Genomic DNA, 17,604 nt, shown 5'->3' on the forward strand with positions numbered 1-17,604 from the left:
CAATTTGTTGGTTTAATGGTTTTACTTTTTAAATAAATATCCCTTGATGCTCATTCTTATATCTTCGTCACTGTTCTTTTCATAATGGATATCGAATGCAGTCAGCATGAACAGGTTCTTGGGAGAATTGCATCGGAAAGAGGTAGGCGGTATATGACCGTGCTTGCTGTTCTTTTCCAACATTTCCAATGTGCTGAGTTCGATATATGCGCTATCGTTCAGATTGTCCGTCCGGGTATCGAGTGAAACGGGCAATATTCCATTTTCAAGATATTGGCGGGGGATGGTAAGAAAGCGGCTTGACATACCGTCGCTGGGTATGGCGATAAATCGCGTGTAGCCTTTGGGAACACTGATGTTCGTTTGACTGTCGATTGCTCCGCTATAAGTAACCTTGCCGCTATCAGTGCCGGCGGGCGCTGCATTTGTTTCAGTATCCGCTGCCACGGAATAGAGGTTGTAGGTTACGTTTCTGTCTATCAGATGAGTGACGCTCTCCGTGCCGAACCAGCTGTTCAGGTATCTGAATTTACTGTTTATCCGTATCGCCTGCTTTTCCGGCAGCGAGTACATCCATTCCTCATATTGTTGTAGCGAGAGGGGGGCTTTTGCCTGGCAACTGCGTTGCATCTCGGCTTTGATTTCGTTAAGAATGACATTCTTTGTAATGCCGGCATAGTTGACGGGCAATGCCGATGTCAGCAAAAAGATGATGGCAAACGAAATGGGTATCCAGTTGATACGCCGTGCCTTGATGGCGAACAACCCGATACAGACAAAATAGAACCAGCCGTTGAGTGTGGCGAGATAGAGCCGGTTAACGGTAATGCCGTAATCGTTGAACCGGCGCACGATGCCTATGGTCATCAGCAACAGCAGAGGCAGTATCAGTACGGGCATCCAGCGGGCAATCCAGTTGTCAAACCGTTTGTTATTTTCAAGGCGTGCGGGATACAGACCGAATTGAATGGCGATGCACACCGTCATTAATGCTACGATGAGCCATGACACCCAGCCTGTGGGCAGTTCCCAACTGACAAGGATGCGGGCGGCATACATGTAAAGCACTGTCAGATATCCGGCTGTAAGCGGAAGGAACAGGTAGTGTATGATGCCGTTCAGGAATTCGGATGAGTGGGGGTCGCGGTTGTGTTTGTCCTCTCCCTGCGGCAACAATCCGAGGAACAGTATCAAGGCGAGCGTTATGCTGCACAGATAATAGATATAGGCATAGCACTTTCCGCTGAAATGGATGTCGAACAGCTGGTGCAGTGAGAACAACAGCAGACTGATGCCTGCCCATAGGATGAGGCCTATGATTTGTGTAACAGCGAACGAAGAAACAGCGTTCAGTGCAAAATTCCAACTGGCAATGTCATTCTTCTCGCGCAGGAACGAGAGGAAGAATGTGGAAAGCCCTATGGTGAGAATGGCCGCCGTGTGGGCGATGCCGATTTCAATCCATGAACTCTCTGTACCGAGATAACGGTAGAGCAGGAAAGCATCGGCTATGAGCAGGGCGTGTGCGGCAAGTTGTATGCCTGTCTTCCACATCCGGCTTTTTACTTCTTCGCTCCACAGATGAAGCGTGAGCGAAAGCAGGATGCCTACCGACAGGTAGTAACCGGTTATAAACAGCAACCGTTCTTCGCCTGTCCAGCTTATTGATGTCAGATGAATGAGATAGGCTGTGAATGCAAAGATAAAGGCTACCGTAACCGGGAAGCGCTTCAGGCAGTTCTGAAACGCTTCGGTAACCGTGTGAAACGCTTTCTCTACTGATAGCCCTTTCATAACTACAATTCGCTTTCTTTCAGTCGCTCTGCATTTTCCGCAACAATCAGATGGTCGATGCAATCCTGAATATCACCGTCCATAAAGGCGGCAAGGTTATAAATGGTATAGTTGATGCGGTGGTCGGTAATACGTCCCTGCGGATAGTTGTAGGTACGTATCTTTGCCGAGCGGTCACCGGTAGAGACCATTGTCTTGCGCTTGGAAGCGATGTCGTCAATGTATTTCTGGTGCTCTTTGTCGTATATAAAGGTACGCAGGCGCGACAGGGCGCGTTCTTTGTTCTTCGGCTGGTCGCGCGTTTCGGTACATTCGATGAGAATTTCCTCTACGACACCCGTATTCGGGTTCTTCCAGTTATAGCGCAGGCGTACGCCGGATTCCACCTTATTTACGTTCTGACCGCCCGCACCGCCGCTTCGGAAGGTATCCCATTTGATTTCTCCCTCGTTGATGACTACATCGAACTCTTCGGCTTCGGGCAGTACCGCCACGGATGCGGCGGATGTGTGTACACGTCCCTGCGTTTCGGTGGCAGGCACGCGTTGTACGCGATGTACGCCCGATTCATATTTCAGCGTGCCATATACGTTGTCTCCCGTTACGGAGCAGATGATTTCCTTGAAACCGCCGGCTGCGCCTTCGTTGGCGCTGGATATATCCAGTCTCCAGCCTTTAGCCTCACAATACTTGGTGTACATGCGGAAGAGGTCGCCTGCAAAAATGGCGGCTTCGTCTCCACCTGCACCACCGCGGATTTCGAGAATGGCGTTGCGGCTGTCCTGCGGGTCGGCGGGGACAAGCAGGAGCTTTATCTCTTCTTCCAGTTCAGGCTGGCGTGCCTGGCAGGCATCAAGTTCTTCGCGTGCCATTTCACGCATCTCGGCGTCGGTTTCGTTAGCGATGATTTCTTTGGCTTCCTCGATGCCGTTCAGTACCTGCATGTACTCTTTGCGGGCATTCATCAGGTCGCCCAGTTCTTTGTACTCTTTGGTGAGTTTGACGTAGCGCTTCTGGTCGGCAATCACCGCCGGGTCGGTAATCAGTGTGGACACTTCTTCGAAGCGGGCAACGAGGCCTTCCAGTTTCTCTAATATGGTGTTGTTATCTGCCATTTAATTAAAGTGGTAATGTTATGAGATGACAAGTCGGCATTAATATCTGAACTCTCCGAATTCACTCTTGATAATCAGTTCTTTCTTATCGCTCTCTTCGATACGTCCTACAATCTGTGCATCGATGTTGAAGCTTTTGCTGATGGCAATCACTTCTTCCGCATGCTCAGGAGAAAGATATACTTCCAGACGGTGTCCCATATTGAATACCTTATACATTTCGCTCCAGTCCGTATCGCTTTGCTCCTTGATGGTCCTGAACAGCGGCGGAACGGGGAAAAGGTTGTCTTTGACAACGCGGCAGTTATCTCCGACAAAGTGCAGCACTTTGGTCTGCGCACCGCCGGAGCAGTGTACCATACCATGAATTTCGGGACGGAGCGCATCGAGCAGTTTCTTAACCACCGGCGCATATGTACGGGTGGGAGAGAGCACCAGCTTTCCGGCATCCAGCGGACTGCCTTCCACGCTGTCTGTCAGTTTCAGCTTTCCGCTGTATACCAATTCGTCGGGTACGGCTTTGTCATAGCTTTCCGGATATTTCTCCGCCAGATATTTGGCGAATACGTCGTGGCGGGCGCTGGTAAGCCCGTTGCTGCCCATACCGCCGTTATACTCTTTTTCGTAAGTGGCTTGTCCGCAAGAGGAGAGACCTACAATCACGTCTCCCGGACGGATATTGGCATTGTCGATAACATCCGAACGCTTCATGCGGCAGGTTACCGTAGAGTCAACGATGATGGTACGCACCAGGTCGCCCACATCGGCGGTCTCGCCACCGGTGGCATATACGCCTACACCCATTTCGCGGAGTTCGGCAAGCAGTTCGTCCGTACCGTTGATGATGGCGGAAATCACTTCTCCGGGCACAAGCAGCTTGTTGCGTCCGATGGTGCTCGATACCAGGATATTGTCCACAGCACCTACACAGAGCAGGTCGTCGATGTTCATAATCAGCGCATCCTGTGCGATGCCTTTCCAGACGGAGAGGTCGCCTGTCTCTTTCCAGTACATGTAGGCCAGACTGGATTTTGTTCCTGCGCCGTCTGCGTGCATGATATTACAATACTCAGGGTCACCGCCCAGGATATCGGGGATGATTTTGCAGAAAGCCTGCGGGAATATACCTTTGTCGATGTTCTTAATGGCGTTGTGCACATCTTCTTTGGATGCGCTGACGCCCCTCATCATATATCGTTGATTACTCATGGGATAATAAGTTTGTTCAATTGAGCACAAAAGTAGTGATTATTTCGCTTATAGCCTTAGCTTTGCGTAAAAAATATCCCCTCATCCGGCATCGTACTTGCAAGTCTGTGCGGGTGCGACACCGGATGAGGGGATGTTTGATATTCAATTCCGTCTCTTTAGAACTCCACCTTAGGTGCTTGTTCGCTTCCTTCGGCGGCTTCAAAGTAGGCACGCTTCTCAAAGCCGAAAAGACCGGCAAGAATGTTTTTTGGGAAGCGGCGGATTGCCGTATTAAAATTCTTCGCCGCATTGTTGAAGTTGGTACGTGCCACGTTGATGCGGTTTTCCGTACCTTCCAACTGGGCTTGGAGCTCCAGGAAGTTCTGGTTGGCTTTCAGGTCGGGATAGTTTTCGGTAATGGCGAGCAGCTTGCCGAGAGCAGAAGTAACCGCGCCCTGTGCCTTTTGGTATTCGGCCAGCTTTTCCGGTGTCAGGTCGTTGGCGTCTACGGTCATCTGGGTGGCCTTGCTACGGGCTTCTACCACACCTTCCAGCGTTTCCTTTTCGTGAGAGGCATATCCTTTGACTGTGTTTACGAGATTCGGTATCAGGTCGGCACGACGTTGATATTGTGTTTCTACGTTAGACCATTGCCCGCTGACGTTTTCGTCCATGGTAACAAGTCCGTTATAACCGCTGACTCCCCAAATGGCGAGAAGGGCTACGACAACAATGATGATAATGGTTGATTTTTTCATACTTCTTTTTTTGTTATTAATGATGCAATCTGAATTGGTTTGTTACAGGAGACGCCCGGCTGTTCCGCTCAGAACCGTGAACCGGCTCCGCCGCCACCGCCCATGCCGCCTCCGAAGCTGCCGCCGCTGAATCCTCCGCCACTGCTGCCGAAGCCGCCGCCTCCGAAAATGACGGGACCGCCGCCACCTCCGCCCCGATAGTTCTCATCGTAAGACTGCTGGCGGCGTACTACCTTATGTCCGCAATTGCGGCAGGTATAGGTGACATCTTCCGTCCGTACTCCGTTGCGGCGTGAGATAAGCACGCTGTTGCTCCGTTGCAGCTTATGCTGGCCGCATTGCGGGCATTTGCTTGCAGCGCGTGTTTTCAGTATTCCTGCCGCGATGGCGATGGCAAAGAACCCCGCAACGGCCAGAATCAATCCTATCGGAGAGCCGCCGTCACTTTCGTCCGGGTCGTTTGCCATACTTCCGTCAAGACGGGCGCATACGGCACGAACGCCGGCCACCATACCGGCATCCCAGTTACCGTCTTTCAGGTAAGGAATCATGTCCCTCGTTTGAATGCGTTTGCAAATGGCATCGGGCAGGTCTCCTTCCAGTCCGTATCCGGTATAGAACTGAATACAGCGCTGGTCGGTTACCAGCAGGATAACCAGTCCGTTATTCTTTCCTTTCTTGCCAACGCCCCATTCGTTGAGCAACCGGTGCGAGAAGTCAAAACAGTCTTCACTGCCGATGGACGGGACAACCGCCACTACGGTTTCAATGCCGGTTTGCTGTTCCAGGGCATAGAGCATACGGTCTATTTCGTCGCATGCCGAAGTGGAAAGGATACCGGCGGGGTTGCAAACGTAGCGTGTCTTGTCCTGAAGATGTACTTTAGGAATGTTTCCGGTGGTGTAAATCTCTTGTGCCTGCAGGGAAATAAGCATGCACAAGAGGAATGCTATGGAGATAAATCGTTTCATACTTATTGTATTTGTAGGGGCTAAGGTAGGAAAAATCACGTCAACGTATGTATTTCCCTACGAATTTCTTTACATGCTCCGTATATTCCTGCGGATAGTCCTTGTAGGACATGGCATGTGCGGAACCCGGAACAATCCACAGCTCTTTCGGTTCCGGCTTGGCTTCGTAAAGAGGGTAGACCATCCATGTAGGCACATAGGAGTCCGCATCGCCGTGTATAAAGAGCATGGGCAAGGTACACTTTCTGACCTGCTCCAAAGCCGAAGCTTCACGGAAATCCCATCCGTACTCTTGCTCGCAAAGTCGGCTTGCCACATGCAGCAGCGGGAAAGCGGGCAAGCCGTATTGTGCTTTCAGTTCGCCCCGGAATTCATCCCATACGCTGGTATAGCCGCAGTCCTCGACGAAACATTTGATGAACGGTTGCTGGTGTATTCCATGTTCCACTTCGCCGGACACCATCATGGTGGTGGCAGCTCCCATCGAGATGCCGTGTACTACCATTTCCGTACCGCTGCTGCGCATACGGGTGCTGTCGCCTGCGGTCACCGTTTCATTGTTCCTGCCGAAAAGCTCGTCGGCGGTTGCGGTCCATTGCAGTACGTCGAGACGGTCGAGCCAGCCCATTTGTATCTCGGCACCCTCGCTTGCGCCATGACCGTGCAGGTCGGGCAGAAGGATGTTGTACTTCAGTTGCCGGTTGTACAGGTAGCCGATGTTGAGCATGCGGATGGAGTTGTCGGTATAGCCGTGCACAATGACGGCTGTTTTACGGGTGGGTTCGGCGGCGGCTACATACAGCGCATGCAGGGTTTCGCCCCGGTCGTTCTTTATATAGAAGTCGCGCAGCGCCCCTGCCGTCTGCAGGCTGTCCACCCACGGCTTCAGCTCGGGATATTGCCCGAACATGTATTCGTAGGAAGCCTGGCTGTTGCGGGAGCGTGTAATCAGTTCATCCGGGTTCAGCGCATGCCCCAGCATATAGTATCCGCCGCACAACAGGGCGGTACAAAGCGCAGCGAGACCTATGAATGAATATTTCAGTATTTTTTTCATGTTACTTGTTCCAAATTTCCCATGCGGCAAAGGCTTGCAGCAGCAACATTTCAAGTCCGTTCTTGGTGACGGCTCCCTGCGCTTTGCCTTTCTTCATGAAGAGTGTTTCATTTGGATTATACAACAAATCGTAGAGCAAATGGTTGGGAGTAAGCAGTTCGTAGGGTATGTCCGGGCAGAAATCCACTTTGGGGAACATGCCCACGGGCGTACAGTTTACGATGACCGTATGTCCGGCCATGATTTCGGGAGTCAGCTCCCCGTAGGTCAGGAACTTGTCGTCCTTTTTGGTACGTGACACAAAAGTGCTTTCTATTCCTAAATTCTCCAGGCCGCGATATACGGCTTTGGATGCACCGCCTGTGCCCAGGATAAGCGCTTTCTTGTGCTGGGGTTGCAGCAGGGGTTCGATGGATTGCGTAAATCCGATGATGTCCGAGTTGCAGCCTATCAGCTTGATTTTGCCTTTGGGAAGGCGGACAATCTTGATAACGTTGACCGCACCAATCTTGGCGGTGTCCTTATCCAGTTCGTCGAGGTAGGGTATAACCTGTTCTTTATAGGGAATGGTTACATTGAGTCCACAGAGATTGGGGTTTTCTTCAATCACTTCCATGAAGTCTTCGATGCGGGGAATCTCGAAGTTCACATATTCGGCGTCAATGTTCTCTGCTTTAAATTTCTCGTTGAAGTAGCCGATGGAGAACGAATGTTTCAGCGGGTAACCGATTAAACCGTATTTCTGCATATCCAAAATGTGTTAAAGGGGGAATATAAGTGACTATTTCTTAGCAATGTATAAGGTGCATATTCCGAAAGTCAATCGCTTGAAGCGTACCTCGCTGAACCCTGCCTTGAGGATTACTCCCTGCATGATTTCGCCTTGCGGAAAGGCGCGGATACTTTGGGGCAGATAGGTGTAGGCGCTGTTGTCTTTCGAAATGAACTTGCCGAGCAGCGGGATGACGGCTTTGGAGTAGACGGTAAAGAGTTGTTTCATCGGGAAGCGGTCCGGCGTGGAGAGTTCCAGAATGACGAGATGTCCGCCGGGTACGAGTACGCGGCACATTTCGGACAATCCTTTATCCAGTCCGTCAAAGTTACGGATGCCGAACGCCACGGTCACGGCATCGAAGCTTTCATCGGCAAACGAGAGAGAGGTGCAGTCCTCCCGGGCAAAGGAAATCCTGTCCGAGAGGTGCGCCTGTTTTACTTTTTCACGTCCCACGTTCATCATGCCTTCGGATATGTCGGTTCCGATGAGCATATCGGGCTGCAATTCGCGGCAGGCAAGTATGGCAAAGTCTCCGGTTCCGGTCGCTACGTCCATGATGCGCCGGGGGCTGAAAGGGCGGAGCGTGTCAATCGCCTTCTTGCGCCAGCTGCGGTCTATGCCCATCGACAGGGTATGGTTCAGCTTGTCGTAAGCGGGGGCGATGTTGTCGAACATCTCTTCAACCTGTTCGCTCTTCTTGCCGTCGTTGCCGTAAGGCTTGATGTGTTCTTGGGGGTAGTCCATCCGTCAATCGTTACTTTAAGTACTCCGTTACGTTCTTTTCAATACGTTCGGCGATGTTGCTTGTGTCCTCTTTAACAAACTTCTCGCCGGTGATGTGCTCGTACAGCTCGATGTAACGTTCGCTGATGGAAGTCACGATTTCGTCGGTCATTTCCGGAACCTGCTGTCCCTCTTTGCCCTGGAAACCGTTGTCCATTAGCCATTCGCGCACGAATTCCTTTGAAAGCTGCTTTTGCGGTTCGCCTTTGGCAAAGCGTTCTTCGTAGCCTTCGGAGTAGAAATAGCGGCTGGAGTCCGGTGTGTGGATTTCGTCCATCAGGTAGATAGTGCCGTTGTGCTTGCCGAATTCGTACTTGGTGTCGACGAGAATCAGGTCGCGTTCTGCAGCGATTTCCGTACCGCGTTTGAAGAGCGCCATTGTATATTTCTCCAGAATTGCATACTCTTCGGGAGTGGCCAGGCCTTTGGCAAGAATCTCCTCTTTGGAGATGTCGGCGTCATGCTCGCCGATTTCAGCTTTTGTGGTCGGGGTGATGATGGGTTCGGGGAATTTCTGGTTCTCCTTCATGCCTTCGGGCAACTTTACGCCGCAGATTTCGCGGACACCGCTCTTGTAGGCGCGCCATGCACTGCCGCAGAGATAGCCGCGTACAATCATCTCAACCGGGAAGCCTTCGCACATTACGCCCACGGTTACCATAGGGTCGGGGGTGGCTGTTTTCCAGTTGGGGCAGATGTCGGTGGTGGCATCGAGGAACTTGGCTGCAATCTGGTTCAGCATCTGTCCTTTGAAAGGAATACCTTTCGGCAATACTACGTCGAAGGCTGAAATGCGGTCGGTAGCGACCATAACTAACTTTTCGCCATTGATGTTGTACACATCGCGCACTTTTCCATGATAGACACTTTGCTGTCCGGGAAAGTTGAAATCTGTTGCTGTTAATGCATTCATTTTAGTGATATTTATGAGTTGGATATTTACTGTCTATGCCGGGAGTTGCTGTCCGGCGGCTTGTTCTGCTTTCCGTTTCTCCCGTTCGGCTTTCGCTTCTTTGTCAAACTTTTCGTAGGCTTCCACAATCTGAGTAACCAGTTTGTGGCGTACAATGTCTTTTTTGTTCAGCTCGATGAAGCTGATTCCTTTCACGCCCTTCAGGATGCGGAGCGCTTGCACCAGTCCGGAAGTCTGTGACTGGGGAAGGTCGATTTGCGTCATATCCCCCGTTACAATCATTTTGGTATTCATGCCCATACGGGTGAGGAACATCTTTATCTGTTGGGTGGTGGTGTTCTGCGCTTCATCCAGAATCACTACGGCATCGTTCAGCGTGCGTCCGCGCATGAAAGCAAGGGGGGCAATCTGAATGATGTTCAGCTCCATGTACTCTTTCAGTTTGGCGGCGGGAACCATGTCCTGCAAGGCGTCGTAAAGCGGTTGCAGGTACGGGTCTATCTTGTCCTTCATGTCGCCGGGCAGGAAGCCGAGTTTCTCTCCGGCCTCTACGGCGGGACGGCTGAGGATTATTTTCTTTATCTCCTTGTTCTTCAACGCGCGTACGGCAAGGGCGATGGCCGTATAGGTCTTGCCCGACCCGGCAGGGCCTATGGCAAATACCATGTCGTTCCTGCTAAATGCCTCTACCAGTTTCAACTGGTTTTCGCTGCGCGGAATAATGGGCTTTCCCGTTACGCTGAACACGATGACATTGCCCGACTTCTCAGCCTGCGGAGCGTTCCCTTTGACGATATCGATGATGACTTCCTCTTTCAGAGAATTATATTCGGCACAATATTTTTCGAGTTTGGTGATGTTTTCTTCAAACGCGCACATCTCCTCTTCATCTCCCAGCACTTTGATGACATTGCCGCGGGCAACGATGCGGAGTTTGGGATACAAAGCTTTTATCAGTTGCATATTGGCGTTGTTTACGCCGTAAAAGATAACCGGGTCGATATCCTCAAGAACAATCAGTTTTTCTATCATCGATATGTTTTAAAGTTCAATTCTTTTTTTCAGGTAAAACGTTTTGCAAATGTAGTGAAACGTTTGAATACTTGGACGGTTCTGCGTGTTATTTTTTTTGCACCGGCTTGCATGGCGGCATCTCTTTGTTGTCATTGTTTATTCAAAATAGAGTATTGTTCCGCCGTCGGAGTCTGCGTATTTCCGCAGGAGTTCCTGTATCATTCCGGCGGCTTCCGCCAGCCCTTCGCGTCCGTTGTATCCGTTGACTATGGCAAGGATACGCCGGGTTTCGAGTCCCATTTTGGTACGTTCGTTGTCGCTGGTGGGAGTGCCTATGCCGCCTGCCCGGTCGCGGTAGACGGGAAGCCCCTCGATGTTCAGCGTTCCGCGCCCGATGCCTTCGAAGGGCTCTTCCGCACGTCCGATGCCGAGTTCAAGGCTGTCTCCCTGTATCTTGTCCGCATCGAAGCCGCCGATGGAATATCCGGTGCGGAGCGATACGAGGTTGATGAGGTCTACCAGCGTGTCGATTTGGTACAGTTCGAGTCCCCGCATAAGACGGCGGCGCAATGCTTCGGCGGAAGGACGGTAACGGCTGGGATCTTTGCCGCAACGCTTGTAGGCTTCGCGGGTGGCGGCGATGGCGGGTTGCTGTTTGATGCTTTCCGCGGTTTCATCGGCTCTCAGTTCGCGGGTGAAAGCGTCGATTTCCCGCCACAGCTCTGCGTTGTGTGCGGAGTTGGTTACTTGCGCCATGACGGCAACGCCCTGAAAGGCGGGGCAGAGGCGCTTAATCTCTTCGGATAAGGTGATGTGGTACATGGGGCTTTTCATTGTGTATGGTTTACTGTCGGTTCGTCGTGGATAAACTTGGAATTTAACGGCGTTAAACTTCAGGTTTAATCCTAATGAACCCGGAGTTTAATAGGATTAAACTCGAAGTTTATTGTGGATAAATAAAAATAAACTAAGTGTGGGATAGATCTGGCACAGGCAGGTTTGCAGTATCACCCGCCTGTACTTCTCCGGTCACCATTCGTATCTTTCCTCAAAGCTGTCGTATATGGGACGTAACTCCGGGCAAAGGGCACGGAAAACGGATGCAATCTCCGCCTGTTCTGCGGGTGAGATAAGTCTCTTGCCTTTGCGGCTGGCAAAGTAATAGCTGCGGCAGGTGAAGCAGTTCTGTACACATCTTCTGACTTCGCTTACGATTCTGCTGGGCACGGCGTCGAACATCCGGGACATTCCGCAGGCATAACGCTTGAGGTCGGAGCTACGGTAGAAGGTACAGCCGCCCTTGCCATGCAGCGAAGCAATGTAGCGCGGGTCTATGGCGGTTATGATATTGCTTGCGTATTGCGATGTTTTCATCGGAAGCTCCGTTATCAGGGCATGCAGGCATCCCGAACGTTGCGGACACTGCCCGTCTGTGGCAAAACAATGGGCATATTCGAAAGGAATGTCTTCCCGGTTTTGTTTCATATCATTGGAGGTATTGGTTTGTTCGTATAATGTGAGTCGAGAATTAGAGTTGCTTCAACTTATCGGCACGGTACAAAAGTAGCCATAAACTGCAACTCTTTCAAATATAGGCGTTACTTTCTTTCTCCCTTTTCCTGTCCGTTCAACATAATTCCCGACAGGATACGTCCCGACTTGATGCCCAGACGCCGTGCCGAGAAGAAGTCCTCATGCTGCCGGTAGGTACAGATGCCTGCATTCTCTATCTGCCGGGGCGGCACTCCGAAGTCGGAGAGTTGCAAACGGTTGGCTGCCCACAAATCTATATGGTATTTGTGCGTTTCGGGCTTCCATACGGATATGTATTCCATCGGGAAATTTTCGGTGCGAAACGCTTCATATACCTCATCGCCCACCTCGAACGAGTCAAGGGAGATGCCCGGGCCTATGCAGGCAATGACATCCGTTCCTTCTGTTCCGTAGGCAGACTGCATCCGGTGAAGGGTTTTGGTAAGAATGCGGTTTACCGTTCCCCGCCAGCCTGCATGGACTGCGGCAACAATGCGGCGTTGCCTGTCATATAATAATACGGGAATGCAATCGGCAGTGGAGATGCAGATGCAGCAGCCGGGCATGCGGGTAATGAGTGCATCGATGCCTTGCAGCATGGCTTGCCGTTCGCTATGCGTTGCGTTCAGATAGGTATCGTCGATGATGAGGGAATCGGTGCCGTGGGTCTGAAAGGGGATGATAAGTTCCTGAGGGCGCACAGGCAAGGCGGCACATAACAGTTCCCGGTTTTTGCGTACGCAATCCGCATCGTCTCCGGTATAAGGAGTGCAGTTGAAAGAAGCATAGTTGCCGGTGCTGCATCCGCCATGCCGGGTGGTTACAAAACAAGAAATGTCGGGATATGGGGCAAGTACCTCATATCCCAACATTCTTTTATCTTTTGTGAGAGGAATCATTTTCTGTCATCCTCCCAATCCTCTTCCTCGTATTCAAAGTCTTCAAGGTCCTCGATGTCCTCGTCGTCAACGTATTCGTAGCTGAGGTCTTCGTCCTCGCCTTCGTCTTTCAGTTCTTCTTTCAGGTGGCTCATGTCTTTGGCGCGATGGGCAATGCTTTCAATCTTGCCTTCTATCTTGTTGCTTTCCTTGTTCAGCTCTTCCCACAGCATATCTTTCAGTGTGGAGATGCCCAGACCGGAAATGGCCGAAATGAATACGTGCGGAATGCTTTCGGGCAGTGTAGGCTCTATCTCGTCCATCAGCTCCTGATCCAGCATATCGCATTTCGTGATGGCAAGCACACGCTGCTTGTCCAGCATTTCGGGATTGAAAGTACGCAATTCGTTCAGCAGAATTTCATATTCCTTACGGATGTCGTCGCTGTCGGCAGGAACCATGAACAGCAACAGTGAGTTGCGTTCGATGTGGCGCAGAAAACGGAGTCCCAAACCTTTGCCCGCACTTGCCCCTTCGATGATGCCGGGAATGTCCGCCATAACGAATGACTTTCCGTCGCGATAGGACACGATACCCAGATTGGGCTCCAATGTTGTGAAGGGATAGTTGGCGATTTTTGGTTTTGCCGAAGACACAGCCGAGAGCAGTGTCGACTTTCCGGCATTGGGGAAGCCTACCAGACCGACGTCCGCCAGCAGTTTCAGCTCCATGATAACCGTCATTTCCTGCATCGGTTCGCCCGGCTGTGCGAAGCGGGGAGCCTGACGGGTGGCGGTTTTGAAGTGCCAGTTACCCAGTCCGCCGCGTCCGCCTTTCAGCAGAATGACTTCCTGACCGTGCTCGGTTACATCGCATATGTATTCACCGGTTTCGGCATTGTACACTACCGTGCCGCAGGGCACTTCGATGATTTTATCCTCTCCGTCCTTGCCGAAACTGCGGTTCTTGGAGCCCGACTCGCCGTGGCCTGCCATGATGTGGCGGTCGTAGCGCAGGTGCAGCAGGGTCCAGTAGTTGCGGTTGCCGCGGAGAATCACGTGGCCGCCTCGTCCTCCGTCACCTCCGTCGGGGCCGCCATTGGGAATGTATTTTTCACGTCTCATGTGCGTGGAGCCTCGACCGCCCTTACCGGAGCGGCAATAGATTTTTACGTAGTCAACAAAATTCGATTCAGCCATATTCTTTTTACTTTTTAGGTTTCTTTATTGTTACTGTCGGGATAACAGGCGCAAAATTAGTGATTTCAAGCGATATGCTCAAATTTGGGTTGTGATTTGTTAGGTTGGATGGATTGATAACGTTATTTTTGTTCATTGATTTACATCCTAATACAATAATCTTAATGAGTGAACTGAGAACGATTCCCAATATAGGTGCCTGCACGGAGCAGGACTTGATACTGATGGGGTATACCACTATCGCCTCATTGCGTGGCAAGAGCGCCGAAGAACTTTATGCCGAGGAGTGCCGGTTGCGCGGTTGCACTCTTGACCGCTGTCAGTTGTATCTTTACCGTGCCGTGGAATACTTTGTAAACACAGGGAATCCCGATCCGATGAAGTGCAAGTGGTGGTTCTGGAAAGATGACTTTGTTGAGCCTTCTCCCTGCGGTGCGGTTTGCGTGGAGTGTGCTTCTTTTCCGCTGGAATGCGGCGGATGCAGGAAAATAAAAGGAAAAGTATTCTGGTTGCGGTATACGGGTGATGATGTCTGCCGCATTTATGACTGTTGCCGCACCAAGAGGAAAAAGAATTGCGGTGATTGTCCGGACTTGCCTTGCGGGTATTTTGTAAAAGACCCCACTGTTTCGGATGAACAGAACGAGGCGAATCTATGTAAAATGGTGGAACGGCTGAGAGCCGATGTAGGAAACAATATAAATTACGCGAACCGCACGGACGAGTAGTCATCCGTAGTGGTTCGCGTAATTTGCGTTAAAAATATCTGCTTTAGATATCAAATATTATTTCGCAGCGTCAATTGCTTTGCAAACATCTGCCGTAATAGTATCCAGTTCGCCTATACCTTTAATGTGTGCGTACAGCTTTTCGTTCTTATACCAATCGATAAGCGGAGCTGTCTGTGAATGATATACGGTAAGACGTTTCTTGATAGTCTCTTCGTTGTCGTCGGCACGGCCTGATTCCTGTCCGCGCTTGATGAGGCGTTTCATCAGTTCGTCTTCGGGAACGTCAAGGTCCAGCATAACGTTTACGCTTTGTCCGCGTTCGGCAAGCATCTTCTTTAATGCCTCTGCCTGTGCGATAGTACGGGGGAAGCCGTCGAAAATAACGCCTTTGCTATCCTTGAAGCTGTCCAGTGTGCTTGCCAGGATGTCGATAATCAATTCGTCCGGCAACAGTTGTCCCTGGTCGATGTAGCCTTTGGCTGTCTTGCCCAGCTCAGTGCCGTTCTTGATTTCTGCGCGGAGCACGTCTCCGGTGGAAATGTGGTTGATACCGTACTTCTCTACAATTCTCTCGCTTTGTGTTCCCTTACCTGAACCGGGAGCACCGAAAATTACAATGTTCAACATTTGTTTAGCTATTATTTTTGATTTACAAATTAATACCTTTGCCTTGCTGCCTTTTCCCAGTTTCAGTCTACTACGGTATAGATGTCGGGATAGTTGCGTCCGAATCCGTCATAGTCCAGACCATAGCCCACGATGAAGTCGTTGGGAATGTTCATGGCTACGTATTCGATGTTCAAGTCTACTTTCAACTTGTCGGGTTTCACCAGTAACGAGGCAATGTGAATTTCCTTGGGGCCGCGTGTGCCGAGGGTTTCCAGCAGGCGTTGCATGGTGAGGCCGGTATCTACGATATCTTCGACAATGACAATGGTGCGTCCGGAGATGTCTTCGTTGATGCCGATCACTTCTTTGATTACTCCCGTAGAAGATACTCCCTGATAAGAGGCAAGTTTAACGAAAGAAATCTCACAAGGAATGGTGATGCGCTTCATCAGGTCGGAAGTAAACATGAACGAGCCGTTCAACACGCTTAGGAAAAGCGGATTCTTACCCGCCAAATCGCGGTTGATTTCGTTCGCTACACGGGTTACTTCTTTCAATATGTCCTGTTCCTTAATGGAAACGGTGAACATTTTGTCTTTTATTTGTATGGTATCCATAAATGGGAGTTTTTAGAAAGTTGGCGCAAAAATAGTGATTTTATTCCACTCCGTGCATCATCTTCTGCAATTTCTTTGAGAGTAGGAAAAGGATAAGCGATGCGGTGGCGGACATTACGACAAATACCATGAAGAAGTCGTACATCGTTTCTATGCGGTAGCCAAGCAGTGTCTTTACTTTTCCGGCTTCGGGATAGAGCCCGCTCAGCGTACCCGCAAACTTGTTGGCTGTGGCCGTGGAGAGGTACCATATACCCATCATCAGCGAAGCAAAGCGGATAGGAGTGAGCTTGTTCACCATGGACAATCCGATAGGCGAAAGGGCAATTTCGCCCATGGTGTGGATGAAATAAAGTCCTGTGAGCCAGATGAGGCTTACCTTGACGCCTGGTTGCACATCCTTTACAGCGAAGCAGATAACGAGATAACCCAAGGAGAGAAGCAGCAAGCCGATGGCCTGTTTGGTGGGAGAGGCGGGTTCCATGCCCCGTTTATTGAGGAAGCCCCATACTCCCGGCATGATGGCTGCCAGTATCACTACGAAGAATGGATTGAATGACTGTATCCAGGAAGCCGGCATTTCCCAGCCGAAGATAACGCGGTCGGTCTGTTCGGAAGCGAAAAGCGTCAGTGAAGCGCCTGCCTGTTCGTAGGCTGCCCAGAAGAAGATTACGAAGAAGGCGATGATATAGATGACAAAGATGCGGTCGCGCTCAATCTTCGTAAGCGAGCCTTCCAACAGGATGCTGACAGGAAAGACGATACAGGCGGTGAAGATGCCGATGCTGATCCAGTCGTTGCCGAAACACCAGTAGAAGAAAACGGCAAGCGCTATTGTCAATACTCCCAATAAGAGATAATTACGTTTTTTCTTGCTGTTGTGCGTAGTGGATTGGGCGGCTGTCTTTGTAGCTTGCGGTTGTTCCTTTTTAGCATCGGGAATGATGCCGAGCTGCTTACCGTCGGGACCGATAAGGTATTTATTCTTCTGTGTCTCGAACAATATGACCGTAAAGACGGTGACAATTGCAGCAATCAGAAAGCCCCATTTGAAGTCGTTCGGATTACCGGTTTCGCCAAAATAGCCGCATACCAGCGGGGCAAGGAAAGAGCCTACGTTGACGCCCATATAGAATATGGTATAGGCGGAGTCCAACCGTCTGTCGCCCGGTTCGTACAATTGTCCCACGAGGGAAGATACCGTAGGTTTGAAACATCCGTTTCCCAATATAAGGAAGGTGAGTCCGCCATACATCAGCCAGTGCGACAGTTGGACAGCGTCCAGCATGGAAGCGCTGAAGAACATCAGAAACTGTCCCAATGCCATCATTATGGCTCCCCAGAAGACAGAACGGCGGATGCCCCAGTATTTGTCGGCAATATATCCGCCGATAAGCGGGGTGAGGTAGACCAGTCCGGTGTAGCTGCCGTAGATGGAAGCGGCGTGTTCTTTGTCGAACAGCAAGGCCTGTGTCAGGAACAGAATGAAAATAGCCCGCATGCCATAGTAGCTGAAACGTTCTGCGGTACTGGTGGCGAAAATCAGGTAAAGTCCTTTAGGGTGTTTGGATGTGCTCATTGGTTATGTGTTAATTGTCTTTATATGTTTTGAGCCGCAAAAGTAGTTATTATTTTTTGTACCTTTGCTCGTAACTTAAACGAATAA

18 protein-coding genes are annotated in these 17,604 nt (G+C 50.7%); 1 reads left to right on the forward strand and 17 read right to left on the reverse strand.

From position 1 onward, the window contains the following. Window positions 1–21 precede the first annotated feature (21 nt). From NQ565_RS06545 to obgE, 14 genes are all read right to left on the reverse strand, one after another. The gene (locus tag NQ565_RS06545) at window positions 22–1,794 is read right to left on the reverse strand and encodes a DUF4153 domain-containing protein (protein WP_005657993.1); all 1,773 of its coding nucleotides are present in this window, start codon (window positions 1,792–1,794) and stop codon (window positions 22–24) included. A 2-nt stretch (window positions 1,795–1,796) separates the two neighbouring features. Continuing rightward, window positions 1,797–2,909, reverse strand: coding sequence for a peptide chain release factor 1 (gene prfA, locus NQ565_RS06550; RefSeq protein WP_005657992.1), 1,113 nt, complete (start codon window positions 2,907–2,909; stop codon window positions 1,797–1,799). Window positions 2,910–2,948: 39 nt separating this feature from the next. Then, the gene (locus NQ565_RS06555) at window positions 2,949–4,118 is read right to left on the reverse strand and encodes an AIR synthase-related protein (protein ID WP_040316318.1); all 1,170 of its coding nucleotides are present in this window, start codon (window positions 4,116–4,118) and stop codon (window positions 2,949–2,951) included. A gap of 158 nt (window positions 4,119–4,276) precedes the next feature. Beyond that, window positions 4,277–4,858, reverse strand: coding sequence for a LemA family protein (locus tag NQ565_RS06560; protein WP_005657989.1), 582 nt, complete (start codon window positions 4,856–4,858; stop codon window positions 4,277–4,279). Window positions 4,859–4,926: 68 nt separating this feature from the next. Beyond that, entirely contained in the window at window positions 4,927–5,829 is a 903-nt protein-coding gene (locus tag NQ565_RS06565; protein ID WP_005657987.1) for a TPM domain-containing protein, read from the reverse strand. Between the two features lie 40 nt (window positions 5,830–5,869). Beyond that, window positions 5,870–6,886: an alpha/beta hydrolase gene (locus tag NQ565_RS06570; RefSeq protein WP_005657986.1), complete on the reverse strand. Its 1,017-nt coding sequence runs from the start codon at window positions 6,884–6,886 to the stop codon at window positions 5,870–5,872. Window position 6,887: 1 nt separating this feature from the next. Beyond that, window positions 6,888–7,634, reverse strand: a complete 747-nt coding sequence (locus NQ565_RS06575; RefSeq protein WP_005657984.1) for a shikimate dehydrogenase family protein — start codon at window positions 7,632–7,634, stop codon at window positions 6,888–6,890. Between the two features lie 33 nt (window positions 7,635–7,667). Next, complete coding sequence (gene ubiE / locus NQ565_RS06580; protein WP_005657983.1) at window positions 7,668–8,405, reverse strand: bifunctional demethylmenaquinone methyltransferase/2-methoxy-6-polyprenyl-1,4-benzoquinol methylase UbiE; 738 nt, start codon at window positions 8,403–8,405, stop codon at window positions 7,668–7,670. Between the two features lie 10 nt (window positions 8,406–8,415). After that, window positions 8,416–9,357, reverse strand: a complete 942-nt coding sequence (locus NQ565_RS06585; RefSeq protein ID WP_005657981.1) for a phosphoribosylaminoimidazolesuccinocarboxamide synthase — start codon at window positions 9,355–9,357, stop codon at window positions 8,416–8,418. A 33-nt stretch (window positions 9,358–9,390) separates the two neighbouring features. Continuing rightward, a complete protein-coding gene (locus tag NQ565_RS06590; RefSeq protein WP_005657979.1) occupies window positions 9,391–10,389 on the reverse strand; it encodes a PhoH family protein in 999 nt (332 codons plus the stop codon). A 138-nt stretch (window positions 10,390–10,527) separates the two neighbouring features. Then, window positions 10,528–11,193, reverse strand: coding sequence for a B3/B4 domain-containing protein (locus tag NQ565_RS06595; protein ID WP_040316364.1), 666 nt, complete (start codon window positions 11,191–11,193; stop codon window positions 10,528–10,530). Window positions 11,194–11,400: 207 nt separating this feature from the next. Beyond that, on the reverse strand, window positions 11,401–11,856 hold the full coding sequence (locus NQ565_RS06600) for a DUF6078 family protein (RefSeq protein ID WP_005657976.1): 456 nt from the start codon (window positions 11,854–11,856) through the stop codon (window positions 11,401–11,403). Between the two features lie 113 nt (window positions 11,857–11,969). Continuing rightward, on the reverse strand, window positions 11,970–12,803 hold the full coding sequence (gene pgeF / locus NQ565_RS06605) for a peptidoglycan editing factor PgeF (RefSeq protein ID WP_005657974.1): 834 nt from the start codon (window positions 12,801–12,803) through the stop codon (window positions 11,970–11,972). After that, complete coding sequence (gene obgE, locus NQ565_RS06610; RefSeq protein WP_005657972.1) at window positions 12,800–13,981, reverse strand: GTPase ObgE; 1,182 nt, start codon at window positions 13,979–13,981, stop codon at window positions 12,800–12,802. Before obgE ends, pgeF begins: the two co-directional genes overlap by 4 nt. A gap of 164 nt (window positions 13,982–14,145) precedes the next feature. Here obgE and NQ565_RS06615 point away from each other — a divergent pair, with 164 nt between their 5' ends. Further along, window positions 14,146–14,709, forward strand: a complete 564-nt coding sequence (locus NQ565_RS06615; RefSeq protein WP_005657970.1) for a helix-hairpin-helix domain-containing protein — start codon at window positions 14,146–14,148, stop codon at window positions 14,707–14,709. A 57-nt stretch (window positions 14,710–14,766) separates the two neighbouring features. On the opposite strand, the gene NQ565_RS06620 is transcribed toward NQ565_RS06615, so the two are convergent. The 3 genes from NQ565_RS06620 to NQ565_RS06630 form a co-directional block, all read right to left on the reverse strand. Then, window positions 14,767–15,339, reverse strand: a complete 573-nt coding sequence (locus tag NQ565_RS06620; protein ID WP_005657968.1) for an adenylate kinase — start codon at window positions 15,337–15,339, stop codon at window positions 14,767–14,769. Window positions 15,340–15,401: 62 nt separating this feature from the next. Further along, window positions 15,402–15,938 carry a hypoxanthine phosphoribosyltransferase gene (gene hpt, locus NQ565_RS06625; RefSeq protein ID WP_005657966.1) on the reverse strand — a complete coding sequence of 179 codons (537 nt, stop codon included), beginning with the start codon at window positions 15,936–15,938 and terminating at the stop codon, window positions 15,402–15,404. A gap of 40 nt (window positions 15,939–15,978) precedes the next feature. Further along, on the reverse strand, window positions 15,979–17,517 hold the full coding sequence (locus NQ565_RS06630) for a peptide MFS transporter (protein ID WP_005657965.1): 1,539 nt from the start codon (window positions 17,515–17,517) through the stop codon (window positions 15,979–15,981). Window positions 17,518–17,604: the final 87 nt, after the last annotated feature.

Source organism: Bacteroides stercoris ATCC 43183 (assembly GCF_025147325.1).
GTDB lineage: Bacteria > Bacteroidota > Bacteroidia > Bacteroidales > Bacteroidaceae > Bacteroides > Bacteroides stercoris.

Coding starts and splice junctions, on each gene's coding strand:
- pgeF (WP_005657974.1), bottom strand. CDS start 12,803: ATGATTCCTCTCACAAAAGATAAAAGAATGTTGGGATATGAGGTACTT.
- prfA (WP_005657992.1), bottom strand. CDS start 2,909: ATGGCAGATAACAACACCATATTAGAGAAACTGGAAGGCCTCGTTGCC.
- NQ565_RS06555 (WP_040316318.1), bottom strand. CDS start 4,118: ATGAGTAATCAACGATATATGATGAGGGGCGTCAGCGCATCCAAAGAA.
- NQ565_RS06615 (WP_005657970.1), top strand. CDS start 14,146: ATGAGTGAACTGAGAACGATTCCCAATATAGGTGCCTGCACGGAGCAG.
- NQ565_RS06560 (WP_005657989.1), bottom strand. CDS start 4,858: ATGAAAAAATCAACCATTATCATCATTGTTGTCGTAGCCCTTCTCGCC.
- obgE (WP_005657972.1), bottom strand. CDS start 13,981: ATGGCTGAATCGAATTTTGTTGACTACGTAAAAATCTATTGCCGCTCC.
- NQ565_RS06630 (WP_005657965.1), bottom strand. CDS start 17,517: ATGAGCACATCCAAACACCCTAAAGGACTTTACCTGATTTTCGCCACC.
- NQ565_RS06575 (WP_005657984.1), bottom strand. CDS start 7,634: ATGCAGAAATACGGTTTAATCGGTTACCCGCTGAAACATTCGTTCTCC.
- NQ565_RS06545 (WP_005657993.1), bottom strand. CDS start 1,794: ATGAAAGGGCTATCAGTAGAGAAAGCGTTTCACACGGTTACCGAAGCG.
- NQ565_RS06565 (WP_005657987.1), bottom strand. CDS start 5,829: ATGAAACGATTTATCTCCATAGCATTCCTCTTGTGCATGCTTATTTCC.
- NQ565_RS06595 (WP_040316364.1), bottom strand. CDS start 11,193: ATGTACCACATCACCTTATCCGAAGAGATTAAGCGCCTCTGCCCCGCC.
- ubiE (WP_005657983.1), bottom strand. CDS start 8,405: ATGGACTACCCCCAAGAACACATCAAGCCTTACGGCAACGACGGCAAG.
- hpt (WP_005657966.1), bottom strand. CDS start 15,938: ATGGATACCATACAAATAAAAGACAAAATGTTCACCGTTTCCATTAAG.
- NQ565_RS06585 (WP_005657981.1), bottom strand. CDS start 9,357: ATGAATGCATTAACAGCAACAGATTTCAACTTTCCCGGACAGCAAAGT.
- NQ565_RS06590 (WP_005657979.1), bottom strand. CDS start 10,389: ATGATAGAAAAACTGATTGTTCTTGAGGATATCGACCCGGTTATCTTT.
- NQ565_RS06620 (WP_005657968.1), bottom strand. CDS start 15,339: ATGTTGAACATTGTAATTTTCGGTGCTCCCGGTTCAGGTAAGGGAACA.
- NQ565_RS06570 (WP_005657986.1), bottom strand. CDS start 6,886: ATGAAAAAAATACTGAAATATTCATTCATAGGTCTCGCTGCGCTTTGT.
- NQ565_RS06600 (WP_005657976.1), bottom strand. CDS start 11,856: ATGAAACAAAACCGGGAAGACATTCCTTTCGAATATGCCCATTGTTTT.